The organism is Reinekea sp. G2M2-21 (assembly GCF_015687175.1).
Classification (GTDB): Bacteria; Pseudomonadota; Gammaproteobacteria; order Pseudomonadales; family Natronospirillaceae; genus Reinekea.
Genome location: NZ_JADPQG010000003.1, coordinates 47,231 through 64,132, shown reverse-complemented (window position 1 = coordinate 64,132; position 16,902 = coordinate 47,231). Strand labels below are relative to the sequence as shown.

The 16,902-nt window shown below is 51.4% G+C and carries 19 protein-coding genes; 10 read left to right on the top strand and 9 right to left on the bottom strand.

Translation table 11 applies throughout. From position 1 onward, the window contains the following. Positions 1–74 precede the first annotated feature (74 nt). Together IYN85_RS12580 and IYN85_RS12575 are read right to left on the bottom strand one after the other, a co-directional pair. On the bottom strand, positions 75–1,445 hold the full coding sequence (locus IYN85_RS12580; RefSeq protein WP_196159263.1) for an anthranilate synthase component I family protein: 1,371 nt from the start codon (positions 1,443–1,445) through the stop codon (positions 75–77). An 11-nt stretch (positions 1,446–1,456) separates the two neighbouring features. After that, positions 1,457–1,702, bottom strand: a complete 246-nt coding sequence (locus tag IYN85_RS12575; protein ID WP_196159262.1) for a Trp family transcriptional regulator — start codon at positions 1,700–1,702, stop codon at positions 1,457–1,459. Positions 1,703–1,800: 98 nt separating this feature from the next. Here IYN85_RS12575 and IYN85_RS12570 point away from each other — a divergent pair, with 98 nt between their 5' ends. From IYN85_RS12570 to IYN85_RS12545, 6 genes are all read left to right on the top strand, one after another. Next, positions 1,801–2,424: an aminodeoxychorismate/anthranilate synthase component II gene (locus IYN85_RS12570; RefSeq protein WP_196159261.1), complete on the top strand. Its 624-nt coding sequence runs from the start codon at positions 1,801–1,803 to the stop codon at positions 2,422–2,424. Next, positions 2,414–3,448 carry an anthranilate phosphoribosyltransferase gene (gene trpD, locus IYN85_RS12565; RefSeq protein ID WP_196159260.1) on the top strand — a complete coding sequence of 345 codons (1,035 nt, stop codon included), beginning with the start codon at positions 2,414–2,416 and terminating at the stop codon, positions 3,446–3,448. The genes IYN85_RS12570 and trpD overlap by 11 nt, the downstream gene beginning before the upstream one ends. A 22-nt stretch (positions 3,449–3,470) precedes the next feature. After that, positions 3,471–4,274 (top strand): indole-3-glycerol phosphate synthase TrpC, encoded by an 804-nt coding sequence (gene trpC, locus IYN85_RS12560; RefSeq protein WP_196159259.1) that lies wholly within the window; start codon positions 3,471–3,473, stop codon positions 4,272–4,274. Then, complete coding sequence (locus IYN85_RS12555; RefSeq protein WP_196159258.1) at positions 4,274–4,453, top strand: hypothetical protein; 180 nt, start codon at positions 4,274–4,276, stop codon at positions 4,451–4,453. The genes trpC and IYN85_RS12555 overlap by 1 nt, the downstream gene beginning before the upstream one ends. 13 nt (positions 4,454–4,466) lie before the next feature. Then, positions 4,467–5,033 carry an NADPH-dependent FMN reductase gene (locus IYN85_RS12550; RefSeq protein WP_196159257.1) on the top strand — a complete coding sequence of 189 codons (567 nt, stop codon included), beginning with the start codon at positions 4,467–4,469 and terminating at the stop codon, positions 5,031–5,033. A 102-nt stretch (positions 5,034–5,135) separates the two neighbouring features. Beyond that, positions 5,136–5,570 (top strand): GFA family protein, encoded by a 435-nt coding sequence (locus tag IYN85_RS12545; RefSeq protein ID WP_230390752.1) that lies wholly within the window; start codon positions 5,136–5,138, stop codon positions 5,568–5,570. Here IYN85_RS12545 and IYN85_RS12540 read toward each other — a convergent pair. Then, positions 5,553–5,819: a hypothetical protein gene (locus IYN85_RS12540; RefSeq protein ID WP_196159255.1), complete on the bottom strand. Its 267-nt coding sequence runs from the start codon at positions 5,817–5,819 to the stop codon at positions 5,553–5,555. The two genes, IYN85_RS12545 and IYN85_RS12540, sit on opposite strands and share 18 nt — an antisense overlap. 179 nt (positions 5,820–5,998) lie before the next feature. Here IYN85_RS12540 and IYN85_RS12535 point away from each other — a divergent pair, with 179 nt between their 5' ends. Then, a complete protein-coding gene (locus IYN85_RS12535; RefSeq protein WP_196159254.1) occupies positions 5,999–6,898 on the top strand; it encodes a LysR substrate-binding domain-containing protein in 900 nt (299 codons plus the stop codon). 50 nt (positions 6,899–6,948) lie between these two features. Here the strand turns inward: IYN85_RS12535 and IYN85_RS12530 are convergent, their stop codons facing one another. Continuing rightward, the gene (locus IYN85_RS12530) at positions 6,949–7,869 is read right to left on the bottom strand and encodes a methylenetetrahydrofolate reductase (protein WP_196159253.1); all 921 of its coding nucleotides are present in this window, start codon (positions 7,867–7,869) and stop codon (positions 6,949–6,951) included. A gap of 285 nt (positions 7,870–8,154) precedes the next feature. On the opposite strand from IYN85_RS12530, the gene IYN85_RS12525 reads away from it, so the two are divergent. Next, entirely contained in the window at positions 8,155–8,715 is a 561-nt protein-coding gene (locus tag IYN85_RS12525) for a phosphoribosyltransferase (protein ID WP_196159252.1), read from the top strand. A gap of 54 nt (positions 8,716–8,769) precedes the next feature. On the opposite strand, the gene IYN85_RS12520 is transcribed toward IYN85_RS12525, so the two are convergent. The 4 genes from IYN85_RS12520 to IYN85_RS12505 form a co-directional block, all read right to left on the bottom strand. Continuing rightward, positions 8,770–9,645, bottom strand: coding sequence for an SMP-30/gluconolactonase/LRE family protein (locus tag IYN85_RS12520; protein WP_196159251.1), 876 nt, complete (start codon positions 9,643–9,645; stop codon positions 8,770–8,772). After that, positions 9,645–10,121 carry an FKBP-type peptidyl-prolyl cis-trans isomerase gene (locus IYN85_RS12515; protein ID WP_196159250.1) on the bottom strand — a complete coding sequence of 159 codons (477 nt, stop codon included), beginning with the start codon at positions 10,119–10,121 and terminating at the stop codon, positions 9,645–9,647. Before IYN85_RS12515 ends, IYN85_RS12520 begins: the two co-directional genes overlap by 1 nt. 91 nt (positions 10,122–10,212) lie before the next feature. Further along, positions 10,213–12,024 carry a DEAD/DEAH box helicase gene (locus IYN85_RS12510; RefSeq protein WP_196159249.1) on the bottom strand — a complete coding sequence of 604 codons (1,812 nt, stop codon included), beginning with the start codon at positions 12,022–12,024 and terminating at the stop codon, positions 10,213–10,215. A 298-nt stretch (positions 12,025–12,322) separates the two neighbouring features. Continuing rightward, positions 12,323–12,856, bottom strand: a complete 534-nt coding sequence (locus IYN85_RS12505) for a DUF4826 family protein (protein ID WP_196159248.1) — start codon at positions 12,854–12,856, stop codon at positions 12,323–12,325. 276 nt (positions 12,857–13,132) lie between these two features. Here IYN85_RS12505 and pepD point away from each other — a divergent pair, with 276 nt between their 5' ends. Both pepD and IYN85_RS12495 read left to right on the top strand, forming a co-directional pair. Continuing rightward, on the top strand, positions 13,133–14,596 hold the full coding sequence (pepD, locus tag IYN85_RS12500; protein WP_196159247.1) for a beta-Ala-His dipeptidase: 1,464 nt from the start codon (positions 13,133–13,135) through the stop codon (positions 14,594–14,596). A gap of 61 nt (positions 14,597–14,657) precedes the next feature. Continuing rightward, the gene (locus IYN85_RS12495) at positions 14,658–15,680 is read left to right on the top strand and encodes an AraC family transcriptional regulator (RefSeq protein WP_196159246.1); all 1,023 of its coding nucleotides are present in this window, start codon (positions 14,658–14,660) and stop codon (positions 15,678–15,680) included. On the opposite strand, the gene IYN85_RS12490 is transcribed toward IYN85_RS12495, so the two are convergent. Further along, positions 15,579–16,838, bottom strand: a complete 1,260-nt coding sequence (locus IYN85_RS12490; protein ID WP_196159245.1) for an MFS transporter — start codon at positions 16,836–16,838, stop codon at positions 15,579–15,581. The two genes, IYN85_RS12495 and IYN85_RS12490, sit on opposite strands and share 102 nt — an antisense overlap. Between the last annotated feature and the right edge of the window lie 64 nt (positions 16,839–16,902).

Sequence of the window (16,902 nt, the reverse complement as noted above, 5' to 3'; positions counted from 1 at the left end):
ACTTAATTTCTCAGTGTTGTTCGGATCGTTTGTTGGCGAGACCGTGCACGTTGCGACGGTCACGGTACGATCGGTTACATAAACAATTCCAGCACTTTGCGGGTACCGGCAAATTTACGCCGGATCTCCTCATACTCATCGTCCGGGTTCGAGTCGTAAACGTTACCACCACAGGTTTGCACATAGGCTTTTTCGCCATTGGCAAAAACTGTTCGAATCGGAATGGCGAAGGTGCAATCGCCATTAAATGAAAAATGGCCAACGGCACCGCCGTAAGGTCCACGCCCATCCGTTTCCAGATCGTCGATGATTTTCATAGCCTCAATTTTAGGCGCACCGGTTAAGGTGCCTGCCGGAAAGTTGCTGGCCAACGCGGTAAACATATCTTGGTTTTCATCGATAATGCCGACAATCTCACTGGAAATGTGCTGCACATGGCTGAATCGTTTGATGTCCATGAGCGAGCGGACTTTCACCGTGCCGAAGCGCGCAACGCGGCCAATATCATTGCGGTGTAAGTCGACAATCATGTTGTGTTCGGCGATTTCTTTCGGATCATTCAGCAGTACGCGAGCCAGCGCGGTGTCTTCTTCTGCGGTGGCGCCACGTTTGGTGGTTCCGGCCAGCGGAAAGGTTTCCATTTCGCCTTGGCGTAAACGGAACAGCAATTCAGGACTTGCGCCAATCAGTTTTTGTTCGCCGAATTTAACATAATACATCTGTGGTGACGGGTTGATGTCGCGTAACTTCTCGTACAGGTTGATGCAGTCGCCTTCGAGCTTAAAATGTTTTTTAAAGCCGACCTCGGTTTGGAAAATTTTCCCGTCGATAATGTCCTGCTTCACCTTCATGACCGCATCGCGATGTTCTTCGCGGCTCATGCTGTCGCCTAGGTCGGTGATTTTCAAGTCACCATTGCCGGTGTAGGGCGTGTTTAGCAATTCTTCGATTATGGCAATGCGGTTGTCATCGTAATAGAAGTAGAAAACTTCGCCGGTCATTTTGTCGAAAACCAGCCCGTCTTTGTACAGACCAAACCGGAAGGTATCGAACAGCTCACTGGCCTGAATGGACATGGTCGGTTCAAAATAATTCATCGCATCGTAACCCAGGTAACCCGTCAGGCCACCCGCGTACATGCGTGAAATGATGTTCTGTGGCATCAAGTCCCGCAGCAACATGTAAGGGTTGTCCGTGGTGACGGTTTCATGCTGACCTTGACGGTCTTCCACGGTCAGTTGATCAGCGTTCGCGTATATTATTTTTTCAGGATCGAAGCCGATGATGGTGTGCCGGGCGATGTGGCTGTCTTCGCCGAGGGATTCCAGAATGAAGCAGTTGTCATAGCGTTTTTCGATTTTCTTGAACAGTTCAAAAAAATCACACTGATCGGCAACTTTGACGTATTGCGGCTTACGCGGTAATTCGAAAGGGAGCAGACTCATGAGGTTCTCAATTAAAGTTCATTCTTTAAGGCTCGGGCACCACGCGATACGGTGGCAATGCCCACACCCAATTGTTCAGCGATTTTCCGCTGCGGCAGACCATCTTCGAGCATTTTGAATATTTGCAGTCGTTTTATGACTTCTTCATATTCCGTTGGCGTCAGCAATTGCTCCAGCCGATGCGCCATATCTTCACGGGATTTGGCGCTCAGCAGGTGGTCGAGCAGTTCAGTTTTTTCAGTGTTTGATGTATTCATGTACTAGTATGCTATAACAAAATGCGATAGAGTCAATGCGTAGTTTCAAAAAAGTGGCTCGTGTTACCATTCGCGTCACCGAATTTTGAGAAAACTGCATGCTGTTAATGATCGATAACTACGATTCCTTCACCTATACGCTGGTGAACTACCTGGAATCGCTGTCTGTTGACGTTGTTGTTCGTAAAAATGACAACATTGATGTCGATGGCATCGCCCGGCTCCGGCCCGATCTGCTGATGATCTCGCCCGGGCCCTGCACGCCAAACGAATCGGGCGTGTCGTTGCGGGCCATAGAAGCCTTCGCCGGTAAGGTGCCTCTATTGGGCGTGTGCTTGGGGCATCAGGCCATTGGGCAGGTGTTTGGCGCTAATGTCGTGAAAGCTGCCCGGGTTATGCACGGTAAAACCTCGCCCATTCATCACGCTGGGCAGGGAGTGTTTCGCGGATTGCCGGATGTTTTTCAAGCGACCCGCTATCATTCACTGGTGTTGGAAAAAAATAGTTTACCGGACTGTTTTGAAGTGACGGCGTGGACCGAGACTGAAAGCGGTGCCGTGGACGACATTATGGCGATTAAGCATCGAACATTACCGATTGAAGGCGTACAGTTTCACCCAGAATCGATTTTGACCGAACAGGGTTTAGAGCTGCTCGCCAATTTTATTCATCAATATTCATCCGCCGACGAGCAAGGCGCAGGAGAAAGGCATGGACATTAAAAAAGCACTGAATCGAATTGCCAGTCATGGTCACTTAAGTTTGGACGAGATGCAGCAGGTCATGCGGCAGGTGATGACCGGAGATTGTACCGACGCCCAGATTGGCGCTTTTTTAATGGGCTTGCGTATGAAAGGTGAGACCATCGAAGAAATAACCGCCGCAGCGACGATTATGCGAGAGCTGGTGACACCTGTGACGGTTAACTGCGAAAACCTTGTGGATACCTGTGGCACCGGAGGTTCCGGCCAGAAACTGTTTAATATTTCCACCGCCAGTGCCTTTGTAGTGGCTGCCGCCGGGGCGCACGTGGCCAAACACGGTAATCGCGCGGTATCGTCTACCTTTGGGAGTGCTGATGTCCTTGAAGCAGCGGGTGTGAACCTAGCGGCAGGCTCCGATGTGGTCGCCCGGGCCATTGAGTCGGTCGGCGTTGGGTTTATCTTCGCACCGGCGCATCACAGCGCCATGCGTCATGCCATTGGCCCGCGTAAAGAGTTGGGCTTGCGAACCATCTTCAATATGTTGGGTCCACTGACCAACCCAGCGGGCGTAAAACGCCAGGTGATTGGTGTCTTCAGTAAGGAGTTGTGTGAGCCATTCGCGCAAGTTCTGAAGAATCTTGGCAGCGAACATGTATTGGTCGTGCATTCACATGATGGTATGGATGAGTTCAGTTTGGCAGCCCCAACTTTTGTGGCCGAGCTGAAAAATGGTGTAGTAACCACTTACAACGTGCAACCTGAAGACTTTGGTTTGGCGACACAAGGTCATGCTGGTTTGGGCGCAACCGATGCTCAAAGCAGTTTGGAACTGATTAAGGCCGTCTTCAATGGCGCGGGCCACGAAGACGCCGCTCGCGCCGCCGATATTATTGCCTTGAACGCCGGTGCGGCCATTTACGTGTCCGGCGTGGCGAATTCTTTCGCGGACGGTGTGGCTATGGCTGAAGACGCGATTTCAACCGGATTGGCCGGTGAAAAACTCAAACAACTGGCTGAGCTGACCAGCTCGGCCAACGCATGATACGGGAACAGTAACGAGTACTATGAGCAATAGACCGACAATATTAAAGAAGATTCTCGACCGTAAGGTGGCGGAAGTCACTGAACGAAAGCCGTATAAAAGCCTCAAGGATCTGGAACAGGAGTTTGATCGCTACGCGCCGCCAAGAGGTTTTACCGCGGCCATGGAAGCCAAAATCGCCAACGGTCAAGCGGCAGTCATTGCCGAAATTAAAAAAGCGTCTCCGAGTAAGGGTGTGTTACGCGATCCATTTGAACCAGCCGCCATCGCTGAAAGTTACGCGCAAGGTGGTGCCGCCTGTTTGTCTGTGTTGACGGACCGGGATTTTTTCCAGGGCCACGAGGACTACCTGATCTCCGTTCGCGAGGCGGTGTCGTTACCGGTGATTCGCAAAGATTTCCTGATCGACGCCTATCAGATTGCCGAAGCCCGTGCCATTGGAGCCGATTGCGTATTGTTGATCGCCTCCGCGCTGGATGATCACCAGATGGCCGATCTGCACGCACAAGCGACGGAGTACGGCATGGATGTGCTGATTGAAGTGCACGATGCCGATGAAATGCATCGCGCGCTGAACATCCGAAATAAATTGATTGGCGTAAATAACCGCAACCTGCACACCTTTGAGGTGTCGTTGCAAACCACCTTGGATCTGCAAAACCTAGTGGACAGCGATCGCATCCTGGTCACTGAAAGCGGTATTTTGACCGGTGACGACGTTGAACTGATGCGACGTAATAACATCCATTCGTTTCTGGTGGGCGAAGCTTTTATGCGCGCAGAGCAACCGGGTGAAAAACTGGCTGAACTGTTTGGAGTGAATTGATGCCTGCTATCGTACAAATTCTGTTGGTCTTGGGTATCGCGATTGTGGGCGTTCTGATGATCACTTCGCGTAACCCAACCACTTTAACCGATGAACAGGCGTCAAAGTACGCCAAAATCATCCGTATTCTGGTGCCTTTGGTGCTTATTGCCGGTGCCATCAAATATTTCGTCGGCTAATGGAAGTCTGCATATGAAAGTATTACTACTACCTGGCAGTCGCCGACAGGACTCCATTAATGTTCGTCTGCTATTGGCAGTTGCACACCGTCTTGAACAGCACGGTATCGAGGCCGACCTGGTGACCGCCGAACAGTTGGATGCACCAATTTACGATGGCGACTGCGAAGCTCAGGTCGGTGTGCCGGATAGCATTAAACAACTTAACCAGCGGATGTTGGACGCCAGTGGAATAATCGTCGCCAGCCCGGAGTACAATGGTTTCTTTTCCCCGTTGTTGAAGAACACGCTGGACTGGATGAGCCGTTCGCAAGACGACCAACCCGGTACATTGGTGTTCCGAGAAAAGGCCGCGCTGGTGCTTGCGGCATCGCCAGGCCCGATGGCCGCCGCACGTGCATTGCCGCACATCCGCACGCAATTGAGCAATCTTGGTTGTAATGTGTATCGGGCGCAATTGGGCATTGGCCGCGCGGTCTCGGTACTGAGTGAACAGGGCGATGTGTTGGATGAAAAGATCGACCAGCAACTGACCACCCTGATTGCGGATTTCGCGACCTTTGCAAAGAAGTTGGTGTAGTCACTGTTAATTTTTTTGACAGTCATGATATGCCGACCAATCGTAATTAAGGACCCGTTGGTTTTGGAATGGTGTAGAAGGGGACGTGGAGTTTTGATTGACATGATTACGGGTCAGTGCCTTTTCGGTGACATCCGTTTTGAGTATCGCGGTGAGCTGGGCCACGCAAGTTACTGCCATTGTTCAGATTGCCGCCGACACACCGGAAGTGCCTTTAATACAGTCGTTGCCGTTTCTGAAACTGGGTTTAAGTTAACGGGCGGTAAGCCTGCTGAATACACAACGCAGGGTGAAAGTGGTCGTGGCATTACACGGCATTTTTGCTCGCGTTGTGGTTCGCCAGTATTCGGTTCTTCGCCATCCCACCCGGGGCGAATTTATATTAAAGCGGGTGCGCTCGATAACCCCGAAAATATCCAAGTTTCACATCAATCTTGGTTTTCTTCAGCTGTCCCCTGGGCTTTTATTTCGGCAGATTTGCGTGCTTTTGAAAAAGGTTCGGTGGGCGCTTCAGATTCGTTAGAGTTTTCCAAATGACATCTCCAGCTTACACGCGACACACAAGGTATCCATTGCGTTAATCGTGGCTCCGCAGTGTCCGCAAGCCGTATTGCCCGCCTGACGTCGCTCCCGTTGGCGATTTAGGATTTGTTTTATCGGCCCACCCGGAAAGGTAAAGAAATAGACCAGGCCAAAGTAGGTGAACCAAAACAGCAAGCCAATTGAGCTATGGAGCGCGGCACTGATCAGCAGGCCAATGGCAATAATCATTACTATGAATTCCATCTTGTCCTGCCTCTGTTGCGTTGTTGTCGTGGGATATTCAAGCGAGGCGCAATGGATTGCATCGCTCAGTTGATCCGTATCAGTTAATGCTCATCCTGTTCTTTCTGACCATAACTATTGCTGATATAAACCCATAAGACAAACCAATAGTTTTAATGCGGATTATCAGGAACATTGATGTGAAATTCAGTCTACGGCAGATGCAGGTCTTTCAACGGGTGGCAGAGTTCCAGAGCGTTTCGGAGGCGGCGAAGGCGCTGAACATGACTCAGTCTGCCGCGAGTATGGCGTTGGCGCAATTGGAATCGTTGCTGGGCAAGCCGCTGTTCAACCGGCATGGCCGCACCATGGCGCTGACCAGCTGGGGAGTGTGGTTGCGACCACAGGTGCAACAATTGCTCGCCAACTGCCATACCATTGAGATGGGCATGAAAGAACGTGATCTGGTCAGCGGGCAAATATCCGTCGGTGCCAGTCAAACGCCAGCTGCGTATTTGATTCCCGAATTGATTTGCCGACTGGATCGCGATTTCCCCCAGTTGCAAGTGCGTCTGGGTATTGAGAATACGGAGCATGTGATCAATGGATTGCTCGATTACCGCTTTGATCTGGGCATGATTGAAGGCCATTGTGATGACGAACGTATTGAACTACAGCGACTGTGCGAAGACGAACTGGTGATTGTGGCCAGTGCACAACACCCGTTTGCACAACGAGACGAAACCAGCCTAACCCAGTTGGAAATGGCGCATTGGATCTTGCGGGAACGCGGCGCTGGGACGCGGGAAATTTTTGATATCAGTATTCACGAGCACCTCGACCAGATCAAAGTACACCGTGAATACGACCATGTCGGGGTGATTATTGCGTTGGTGAAGCAGGGTAATTATCTGACCTGCCTTAGCCGCCGCTCGGTGCAACAGGCGGTCAGTCAGGGCGAGCTGGCGATTCTAAATATTCCGGAGCTGGACATGGCCCGTGATTTCAGCTTTGTCTGGCGCAAACAGGAAGCGGCCTCACCCATTCGCTCTGTGATCATGAAAACCGCAAATAGCGTGGTTGCTGCTCACTATCAATAGTATTGATAGTGCCTATTGGTTTGACTGGCGATATTTAAAGCATGTTTGCCTTAACGATTCAGCGATGCCTGAATTCGGTTGAGCAGCTCAATGGAGGCATCGACCTCTACCTTGCGGATGGCCACACTTTCAATATTGCAGCCCAGCGGGATGCCTTTTTCGTCCGCAAATTCTTTTAGTTCCAGCCAGCTTTGCTCTGAGAAATCGATCGACTTCTGCAGGATATCCTGGGAGTGGATCAGATCATTTTCCAGCCAGCGCGGAATACTGATGCCCAACCATTTCATAAAAGACAGGGTTTTTGCTGAACCACAGGGCGTGAGCGTCAACAGTACCGGGGCCAAAGGCAAGTTGTTTTCCAGGCCGTGGTAGTAGTAATCCGACAGAAAATTCTTAGAGGCGTTCACGTCGTAAACCCCTTGCGAGACAAAAAAAGAGCAACCCTGCGCCATTTTCTGGAACACGCGTTGTTGTTCGTCGCCTTTCGCTTGGTGCCGTTCTGGAATGGTGACGCCGCCCAGCAACATGTGCGATGCACTGTTGGCTTTTAGCTCATAAGCCTGTTTTAACGATAGGTGTCCGGCATCGGCGGTGGTGGACGCCGCACCGACGAAGACAGTTAAATATTCGTCAGCCGGAGCGCCGTTGACAAAGCCGGCCAGCTCGGTTTGGGTGTACTTTCCACTGGCTCGATACACAATTTTCGGAACGTCCAAACCTTTCAGGTAAGTTTCGCTGTAATGGTAGCCATCCAGTGTTTCGATGAAGGGGAAGGGGCGTGCGTCGGAGGTTCGTTCCGCTTCGTCCTGAATGTCGTAAAGAATCAGCCCATCAATGTTCTGGTCCCGCAGTCGTTCAATTTGCAGATTCGCAATATCCTGCAGTTTTTCCGGGCTGTTGCCGGTCTTCGGCGGAGTAATACCGTAAACAACAATGCCGCTGTCACGGTTGTTTATTTTATTGATGAGCATGCTGAATCCTTGGTTTGCTGTTCGCACAATGCTTGCCTGAGACGTTTGGTCGGCATTCTGCGGAGAGCGCATTAAGAAACCCCGACCGGGGGGATTATGATACGGGAATCGAGTGGTGCGGGCAGCGCGAATCTGGCAGCAAACTGTTTCCGTTCCAGCAATAGTTGTCTACAGTGCTCTTTAGGGTGGCGTTAAAGTCTGAAAGTTAACGAAATATAACCGTACAAATGGCGATGAACGCATTATAATTTGCCCAAACGGTTAACTTTGGTTTAGGTCTGAGAAATGACAAATAAAGTGTTTATTACCTCGCAAGAGTTATTGCAGGACTCTTTTCGTTTGGCGCATCAGGTATTGGAAGATGGTTTTCGCCCGGATTTCATCATCGGAATCTGGCGCGGTGGTGCTCCAATCGGGATTGCCGTGCAGGAATATTTTGATTTCAAAGGCATAGAAACGGACCACATTTCGGTTCGTACCTCGTCTTATTACGGCATTGGCAAGCAATCGAAAGATATTAAAGTCCATGGCTTACATTATTTGATTGAGAATGCGAACGCTGACGACTCTCTGCTGATTGTGGACGATGTTTTCGACTCCGGTCGCAGTGTGGACGCGTTAATCAAACAGATTCAAAAGCTGTCGCGCTTGAACACACCAAAGGACATCCGCGTTGCCTGTCCTTGGTACAAGCCGGCTAATACACAAGTAGATATTCTGCCTGATTATTACGTGCGCAAGAGTGATGACTGGTTGGTGTTTCCGCATGAACTCTCCGGACTGACACCAGAAGAGCTGATCGAAGGAAAGCAGGAACTGGCAGAGATCCGCGACATCCTGCTGTAAACATTCATACAGAACAAAAAACGGACACTCAGGTCCGTTTTTTATGTGGCAGGGTTATTCCGTCATGCGTGCCGGGACTGTGCCAATGCTGTCTGTTTGCAGCAGCAGAACAGAGCCGGCTAAAGGCTCCTTAGCCAGCGCAGCTTCAGATAGGGTTTGTGCTGCGGTGGTTATAAGCAGTTGATCCAGGTTTGGTCCGCCGAACGCCACCATGGTGGGTTGACTGACGGGCAATGAGATTTCACGAATACGTTGCCCTTGCGCTGATATCACCGCGACCTTTCCGGCACCATACATCGCTACCCAATAATTGCCTTCGGTATCTATCGCAGCTCCGTCGGGAAATTCATCGGACTCGCACTGATAAAACAATTCCGCTTCGCCTAATTGCCCAGTTTCCGCCTGATACGGATAACGCATTATTTTCTGGTTGGGCGTGTCGGTGACGTAATACCAGCGACCGTCAGGCGAAAACGCCTGCCCATTAATAATGGTGTAGCCCGACTGCAACGCACGAGAACGCATGGTTCTGTTGGTCAGGCTAAGCCGATACGCCGTTCCCTGTGGCTGGCTTCCATCGCCAATTGTGCCGGCGATAAAAGCACCATCCGGGGTGGTCACCCCATCATTAAAGCGGTTTGCCGGTTTGTTCGACTCCGGGTTGATCAGCAGGCGTGGTGCGCTGTTGAAAGTATCGAGCCAATACACACCTTTGGCGCTGGTCAATACAATGTGGTTGCGTTCAGTAAAGGCAAAACAGGCCGGCGCAAAATCGTACTGCTTCGTTTCTAACGTTTCCTTTTGGGTGTCGAATCGGAAGAACTGGCGACCGAGAATATCAACCCAATACCAGGCTTGTTCCTGTTCGTTCCAGCGCGGGCATTCGCCCAACGCCATATCAAGCTTTGCAATGACGGTCGGACTGTTCATTAATCGTTAATCCCGAGTAATTCGACATCAAAAATCAACACAGAGCCGGGCGGAATTTTGCCTGCTGCACGGTTGCCGTAAGCCAGATTGCTAGGAATATAGAATCTGGTTTTTTCACCCACGACCATCAATTGCAAACCTTCAGTCCAGCCCTTGATCACCTGACTCAAACCGAAGCTGATCGGTTCGCCACGTTCAACACTGGAATCAAATACAGTGCCGTCGATTAGTGTACCGTGGTAATGCACTTTAACTGAATCGGATGCTTTTGGATGCTCGGCACCCGTCCCGGCCCGCAGAACTTCGTATTGCAGACCAGAGTCCGTGCTTTGCACGTTGACGTTTTTGGCGTTTTCGAGCAAAAAGGTTTTGCCTTGCTCAATATTAAAGCTGGCAACCTTGGTGTCGGTGGTGGTACGGCGGATGTACAACACGATCACAACAATTGCGATCAACACTAAGAATATTTTTGACATGGCATTTCCCTGTTTCGGTGTGGGCGCAGTTTACCAGAAAAAGAAAAAGGCGAACCGAAGTTCGCCTTTCTATTCTGTTTTATTCTCGCTGTTATTCTGAACGGCGACGCGGTTTACGATCCGCCGGTGCACCTTCACGACGTGGCTTGCGATCGCCACTGTCACGGCGTGGTTTACGGTCGCCGCTGTCGCGACGCGGACGACGGTCACCGCCTTCAGCAGCTAACGGCGCTTCATCTTTCCACTCACGCATGTTTAAAGGGCGACCTTTAACGCGGGTTTTCTGCAAATGCGCAAAAATATCCGCCGGCATGCCGTTTGGTAAATCCACCAATGTAAAAGTGTCACGGATGGTGATGTTGTTAATGAAGCGGCCTTCAATGCCGCCTTCGTTGGCAATAGCGCCAACAATAGCACCCGGCTCAACATTGTCACGACGACCCACATCCAGCCGATAGGTTTTTGCATCGTAATTCAGTTCGCGCTTACGGCCGCGACCTTCGCCACGCTCGCTTCGCTCACCGCGTTCACGACGAGGGCGGTCTTCACCTCGATCGTTCTCACGTTTGCGTGGTTTGAACTCAGGATCTTTCGGAATCTGCAGCGGCTTGTCTTCCTGCGCCATAAAGGCCAGGGCAGCAGCAATATCGAGAATGTCGGTATCGGCTTCGTCGACCCAACTGGTGATCATCGCCTTGAAGTAATCGAGCGTGTCTTTTTCGACATGCTCCAGCACTGTATCTTTGAACTGTTCTGTTCGGTATTCACCCAGTTTTTCGGCTGACGGCATCGGATAGTCAATCAACTGCGATTTGGTGGCCCGTTCAATGTCACGCAGAATGCGCTGCTCGCGCGGCTTGCAGAAGAGAATGGCTTTACCTGAACGGCCCGCACGGCCAGTACGGCCAATTCGGTGTGTATAGGTAGAAACGTCACCGGGAATATCCCAGTTAATGACGTGAGTAATCCGCTCAATATCCAAACCACGGGCTGCAACGTCGGTCGCGATGACGATGTCCAGCTTACCGCGCTTCATGGTGTTAATGATTTCTTCGCGTTGTTTTTGCGCGACTTCACCACTTAAGGCTGTTGCAGCGTAACCACGCGCGGATAATTTTTCAGACAGGAATTGGCATTCGATACGGGTGCGCACGAAAATGATGATGCCGTTCCATTCTTCGACTTCCAAAATTCGGGTCAGGGCTTCCAGCTTGTCGATACCCTGTGCGCGCCACACAAACTGTTCAATACGCGCCAGTTCAGTGTGGTTGGCTTTGATTTCGATTTTAACCGGATTTTTTTGGTACTGATCGGTAATGCGTTTAATCTGGCTGGGCATGGTGGCCGAAAACAACGCCGTTTGTTTGCTCTCTGGCGTGTGTTCCAGAATCCAGTCGATATCTTCAATGAAACCCATGCGCAGCATTTCGTCTGCTTCGTCGAGTACCATGTGTTTCAGTTCAGACAGGTCCAGTGTTTCGCGTCGCAAATGGTCCATAACACGACCTGGCGTACCGACAATAACCTGTGGATTTTGCTTCAGTTGACGTAATTGGTTGCGCATGTCCGCACCGCCGTAAATGGGCAATACGTGGAAATTTTTATTACCGCGGGCGTAGGTTTGGAAGGCTTCAGCTACCTGAATGGCCAATTCGCGGGTTGGGCACAATACCAGCGCCTGAGGCTTGGTGGTATTGGTGTCAATTATACATAACAGGGGTAATGCAAATGCAGCGGTTTTACCGGTACCGGTCTGCGCCAGACCCAATACGTCGTTGCCTTCCAGCAGAGAGGTGATGGCTTGTTCTTGAATCGGGGTTGGGTTTTCGTAACCCAAAGAATCCAGCGTAGATAAAATAGCGGGCGTTAAGCCCAGATCTGCAAAAGTCAGATTTTCAGACATTTAATGTTCTCGATTGTCAGTGCCGTTTCATCATCAAAGGCACAATAGGATAATTCTGGTGCCAATATTGGCGAACCAGTTCAATAACAGCGATTAGCTGATGACGACGCTCGTTGGTCGTCGCGAAGGTGTGTACAGGCTGCTCCCCGTGTCGCGTATTCGCGAATATGATGATGTGTCTTGCTGTTCGGCATGGACTCTGTTGAAAACAAAGCGCTCCAAAAGCACACAATTGCAGGCTGGGTCACCTCAGCGGCGCGGAGTATACAGATTTGAAAAAAAAATGTCTGTTTATTTTTTATTCAGTTGTACTTGGGGGGAGGGCGTCTCCGTCTTCGTCAGGAACCAGAATAACCGGGTTAATGGGTACGACGTTGTGCCAGAGGTCGTCGGCGTCCACCCAACGTTTCAGGCGCATGGCACGGTCTTCAATGAGTTCGCCGATGGTTGGGCGTTGTTCGATATGCTCAATGCGGAAGTCGCCGTAATCTTCACCGGCCTTTAGACGTTCGGCTGCGCGTAACCATTTGTTGACAAAGTGCTCCAGAATAACCCGTGGATCGCCATTAAAATAATTCAGCGGTACGACGTCGGTAGGGTGATCACCGGCAATGCCAAACCACCCATCGAAACCCGGTGTGCCAAGGCTGGGTATCTGCCAGATCGATGTGCGCGGCACTACGCTCCAGTAAGGGTCTGTGCCGATACGCCCGTTGTTGATGCTGCGGGAGTCGAAATAATGGATCAGATCCCGACGGCGCTCTTCCAGCCACAGTCGGCGATTGAAACGGTTCTTGTAGTCGGTTTCCACGGTGCCATTGGTCTTTTTCATCGCGTTACATCAGCCAGTCAGACAATACGCAGGCAATACCCGATGTCACTGGGTCGCCGGAAAGTGAACATTATTTAAGCACAATATAGTTAAAAACACTCGAATAGTGTCAGACATTTATGGAACGTCAGGTACGCGTGTCGCGCAGGACAGGACCAGACCGAACGCAGCCTGAGCCCCAGGTGCGCACGCGACGGGTATTTCTTGGCCAAAGGTTGCTCTGTACCCAGATTGCGCAGTAAGCTTCGCGGTCGATTCATGAGGGCAGTTAAAGATATGAAACCGAACCATTATCCTGAGCAACCGGCTCAAATTTGGGAGCATTTTTATCAGATAACGCAAATCCCGAGACCTTCCGGTCAGGAAGCCGCCATACGCGAATACATCATTGGCCTGGCCAATGCACGTCAACTGACGACCCGAGTGGATACCGCGGGCAATCTGGTGGTTTATGTTCCCGCCACTAAGGGGTATGAGTCCGCGCCTACGGTAGCGATTCAGAACCACCTGGATATGGTCACGGTGAAAACCGGTGAAACGGTACACGATTTCACCCAAGATGCGCTGTCGTTAGTGGTGGAGAATGGCTGGCTCAAAGCGCAGGGCACCACGCTCGGCGCGGACAACGGTATCGGTGTCGCGGCGGCGCTGGCCGTGATGACCGATGACAGTGTTGTGCATCCAGCTTTGGAATTACTGTTTACAGTTGAAGAGGAAACCGGCCTTTTTGGTGCGGTAGGTTTGGACGCGAGTATGCTCAGCGCTACACGCATGTTGAATCTCGATACCGAAGATTGGGGGGAAATTTATATCGGTTGTGCCGGTGGCTATGGTTATGAAGCCAGCCGTCAGGTTATGTTGAAGCTACCCACTCCCGGGTTGAAGCCGTGGATCGTTCATCTGAAAGGGCTTTCTGGCGGTCATTCCGGGGTGCAGATTCACGAGCAGCTTGGTAACGCCAATAAATTGTTGGTGGAGGTCCTGAATGAAGCTCAGCAATTGACCTGGCAGCTGGTGTCGTTCCGCGGCGGCGTGGCCCACAATGTCATTGCCCGTGAGGCGAGTGCTGTATTAATGCTGTCCGAAGATGACATCGAGCAATGGCGTACTTTGCTGGACTCTGCCAAAGAACGCTGGTTGTCCTTTCTGCCTGAAGTGGAACAAGGTCTGGAGTGGGTATTTGAACCCACCGAGGTCGAGCAGCCTCTGGTTCTGGGTAAAGCGGACACCACATCATTTTTAAGCCTGATTTCCATTCTGCCGCATGGGGCACAGAGTTATAACCTGAAACAACCTGCGGACCTGGTGGACTTGAGCTGCAACCTCGCTGTGGTGAAAGTTGTCGAAGGTGAGCTGAAAATCCTGACCAGTTTGCGGCATTTCAATGAGCGACAGACCACGGGCTTGAAGCAGACCATTGAGCATGTATTCGATGCCTTTCATTTAGCCCATAAAGTTATTCTGAATTACCCTGGGTGGAATCCTGATTTTAGCAGTGCTCTGGTGGCGAGAACGCAGTCGCTGTCAGCTAAAATTACTGGTCATCCGGCTGAGTTGAAAGCCATTCATGCCGGCTTGGAATGCGGCATACTGATCAGCAAAAAGCCTGACATGGACGTGGTCAGTTTTGGACCCACCATTAAAGGTGCGCACAGCCCATCTGAACGCCTGCAAATAGACACTGTTGAGCCGTTTTGGCGCCTGGTGGTGGCGTTGTTGGGTGAACTGGCGGCTGACTGACCCGCCTGACTTGTGAGAAGCCTGCCCAACGGGCAGGCCTCTGTAGCTCCGGGAGCGTAATTTGCTGCATCTGACCATCGGTTTTTCACTGGGCTGCCTGTTGGTCATGGCATTAGCTGTGTTGAAAACGCATCGACAGTTTCAGGTCAGTTATATTTTCATCGCTTTGATGGTAGCGACAGCCGGGTTTCTGTTGCATCCGGTGTTGCCTGCGAACTGGCAATGGCTGACCACCGACATACAGACGACGATTCCTGCATTGTTTTGGTTGTTGTGCCATTTTGCGTTTCGCGAGCGCCCCTCCATTATCTGGCCCTGGCTGCTTTTGCTGGTCTATTCTGCGCTGGTGCCAGCCCTGTATTTGTTCTCGCCCGGCCTGGGTGCCTATCAACCATTGATGGAAGTCCTGTTTCTGGATATTCCGGGTTATGTTGAATACCTGTTGATTGCCTCAGGCTTATGGACGGTCATTCAGTATTGGCCGGATGATCTGGTGGCGTCTCGCCGCCGCTTGCGGGTTGTGGTTATCGTCATGGTCGGCGCAGCCGTGTTGGTTAATGTGTTGTCGGTCAATTTTGGTTGGGGTGGGGCGTTGTTTCAGCGCCTGGTGGTGGCCAGTTGTGCGTTGGTGATGGCGTTTCAGATTATGACGGTGCCACAGGGCCTGTTATTTGGCATAACGTTGGGGCCGCCGGGAGAACCGACACCGCCAGAACCAGAACCGGTTAACCCAGAGTTAGCCCCGTTGTTGGCGTTGATGCAGCAGGGCTTTTACAAACAGGAAAAATTAACGTTGGCGCAACTGGCCAAAACCTTGAACCGACCGGAATATGTTGTGCGCTCGTTGATTAACGAACAGTTGGGTTATCGCAATTTCAACGACTTCGTCAATGAGTGGCGTATTGAAGACGCCACCGTTCAGTTAGTGCAAGCCCCGAACAAGCCGATTATGAACATTTCGCTGGATCTGGGGTATCGCACCTTAAGTTCGTTTAACCGTGCGTTTAAAGAGCGAACTCACAAAACCCCGACCCAGTTTCGGCAAGATGCCCTGAACCAGGCGGAAAATTGCCAAACTCAGTAGAGTAACCGCCAACCCATGCCAAATGGTGCCTATGCCCCAGTGTTGAATCACCGGCGCCAGGGCGAACGCGGCGCAGGCGCCGCCACCTTGCAACACCAGACTCATGACACTCTGCATGGTGGAGCGAATCCGATCTTCCGTATGCTCATTCAGCAATACCGTAACGGGAATGTTGACGCAGGCCATAACCCCCATAAACAGAAAGTACAGTAAGGCGAAGCTCCAAAGGGTTTGACTGCTGCCCAAGGCATAGAGTACGGGCGCGACGGCGGCAAAAATGATGGTGATCATGGTTTCTGGCGAGACCTTGATGCGTTCAACAAGCGTGGAAAACAGCGCGGGGCCAGCGGCGGCACTAAAAAAATACCCGGTCGCGATCCAGCCGAAGATGTCGTATTTCTGGTCAGGCGCCAGCGTTTTCACAAAGGGTTGCCAATAAGCTTCAAGATTGGACAGCACCATGCCGAACAGAAAGCCCGCAAGCAACAGAGGGCGGATGGCACGGTGCTTCAGGCCATGTTGGACGGCAACGGTGATTTGTGATTTCAGGGTAGGGCGTTCGTCGGATGCGACGATGACATCCCCTTCTTTGAATAACCAGGGCAACAGCAGGATGTGAATCAGGGTCAGCGCTAAGACGATGACCAGATTGTTGGTGGCTGGCGTCAGCCAGGTCAGTGTTCCGGCCATGAGCTGGGGAACGTAGCCGCCGCATAGCGCACCCAGGGCAATACCCAGCGCATTGGTGGCCTGAAACTGTCCGATCAATGTCGCGGTCTTGTCGGCCATGCCGTGATGGCGGATCTGCTCTATTTCCCACGCGCTGACGGAACCGGATTCCAGTGCCCGGCTGAAGCCCATGAGGCTCATGGCAAGCAATATCCAGATGAAATGACTAACCGTGATGGCGATCACCAGTGCCACAACGCTCACCATCAGAGACCAGCGGTAAACCCGTATTCGACCGCGTAAGTCGGCCGTTGCGCCTAGTGGCAGTTCCATGATCACCGCGGTTAGGCCAAATGCACCAAAGGCCACACCAACTTGCCACAGAGCCAAGCCTTTTTCGATCATAAACAGGGTTAACACACAGAGCAGCAAGCCCTGCCCAAAGCCGATCAGTGCGTAGTGCGTCAATAAACGTTTTACCAGCGACATCGTGATTTCTCTTTGCTTTGTTTGTTTAGGCCAGAGTAAACTTCTTCTTAAGTAAACCAAATAG

What these genes read in the sequence shown, in the direction of transcription:
- IYN85_RS12570 (WP_196159261.1), top strand. Translation starts at nt 1,801, where the DNA reads ATGCTGTTAATGATCGATAACTACGATTCCTTCACCTATACGCTGGTG.
- IYN85_RS12555 (WP_196159258.1), top strand. Translation starts at nt 4,274, where the DNA reads ATGCCTGCTATCGTACAAATTCTGTTGGTCTTGGGTATCGCGATTGTG.
- IYN85_RS12525 (WP_196159252.1), top strand. Translation starts at nt 8,155, where the DNA reads ATGACAAATAAAGTGTTTATTACCTCGCAAGAGTTATTGCAGGACTCT.
- IYN85_RS12550 (WP_196159257.1), top strand. Translation starts at nt 4,467, where the DNA reads ATGAAAGTATTACTACTACCTGGCAGTCGCCGACAGGACTCCATTAAT.
- IYN85_RS12520 (WP_196159251.1), bottom strand. Translation starts at nt 9,645, where the DNA reads ATGAACAGTCCGACCGTCATTGCAAAGCTTGATATGGCGTTGGGCGAA.
- trpD (WP_196159260.1), top strand. Translation starts at nt 2,414, where the DNA reads ATGGACATTAAAAAAGCACTGAATCGAATTGCCAGTCATGGTCACTTA.
- IYN85_RS12575 (WP_196159262.1), bottom strand. Translation starts at nt 1,702, where the DNA reads ATGAATACATCAAACACTGAAAAAACTGAACTGCTCGACCACCTGCTG.
- IYN85_RS12515 (WP_196159250.1), bottom strand. Translation starts at nt 10,121, where the DNA reads ATGTCAAAAATATTCTTAGTGTTGATCGCAATTGTTGTGATCGTGTTG.
- IYN85_RS12510 (WP_196159249.1), bottom strand. Translation starts at nt 12,024, where the DNA reads ATGTCTGAAAATCTGACTTTTGCAGATCTGGGCTTAACGCCCGCTATT.
- IYN85_RS12490 (WP_196159245.1), bottom strand. Translation starts at nt 16,838, where the DNA reads ATGTCGCTGGTAAAACGTTTATTGACGCACTACGCACTGATCGGCTTT.
- IYN85_RS12540 (WP_196159255.1), bottom strand. Translation starts at nt 5,819, where the DNA reads ATGGAATTCATAGTAATGATTATTGCCATTGGCCTGCTGATCAGTGCC.
- IYN85_RS12545 (WP_230390752.1), top strand. Translation starts at nt 5,136, where the DNA reads ATGATTACGGGTCAGTGCCTTTTCGGTGACATCCGTTTTGAGTATCGC.
- trpC (WP_196159259.1), top strand. Translation starts at nt 3,471, where the DNA reads ATGAGCAATAGACCGACAATATTAAAGAAGATTCTCGACCGTAAGGTG.
- IYN85_RS12530 (WP_196159253.1), bottom strand. Translation starts at nt 7,869, where the DNA reads ATGCTCATCAATAAAATAAACAACCGTGACAGCGGCATTGTTGTTTAC.
- pepD (WP_196159247.1), top strand. Translation starts at nt 13,133, where the DNA reads ATGAAACCGAACCATTATCCTGAGCAACCGGCTCAAATTTGGGAGCAT.
- IYN85_RS12580 (WP_196159263.1), bottom strand. Translation starts at nt 1,445, where the DNA reads ATGAGTCTGCTCCCTTTCGAATTACCGCGTAAGCCGCAATACGTCAAA.
- IYN85_RS12505 (WP_196159248.1), bottom strand. Translation starts at nt 12,856, where the DNA reads ATGAAAAAGACCAATGGCACCGTGGAAACCGACTACAAGAACCGTTTC.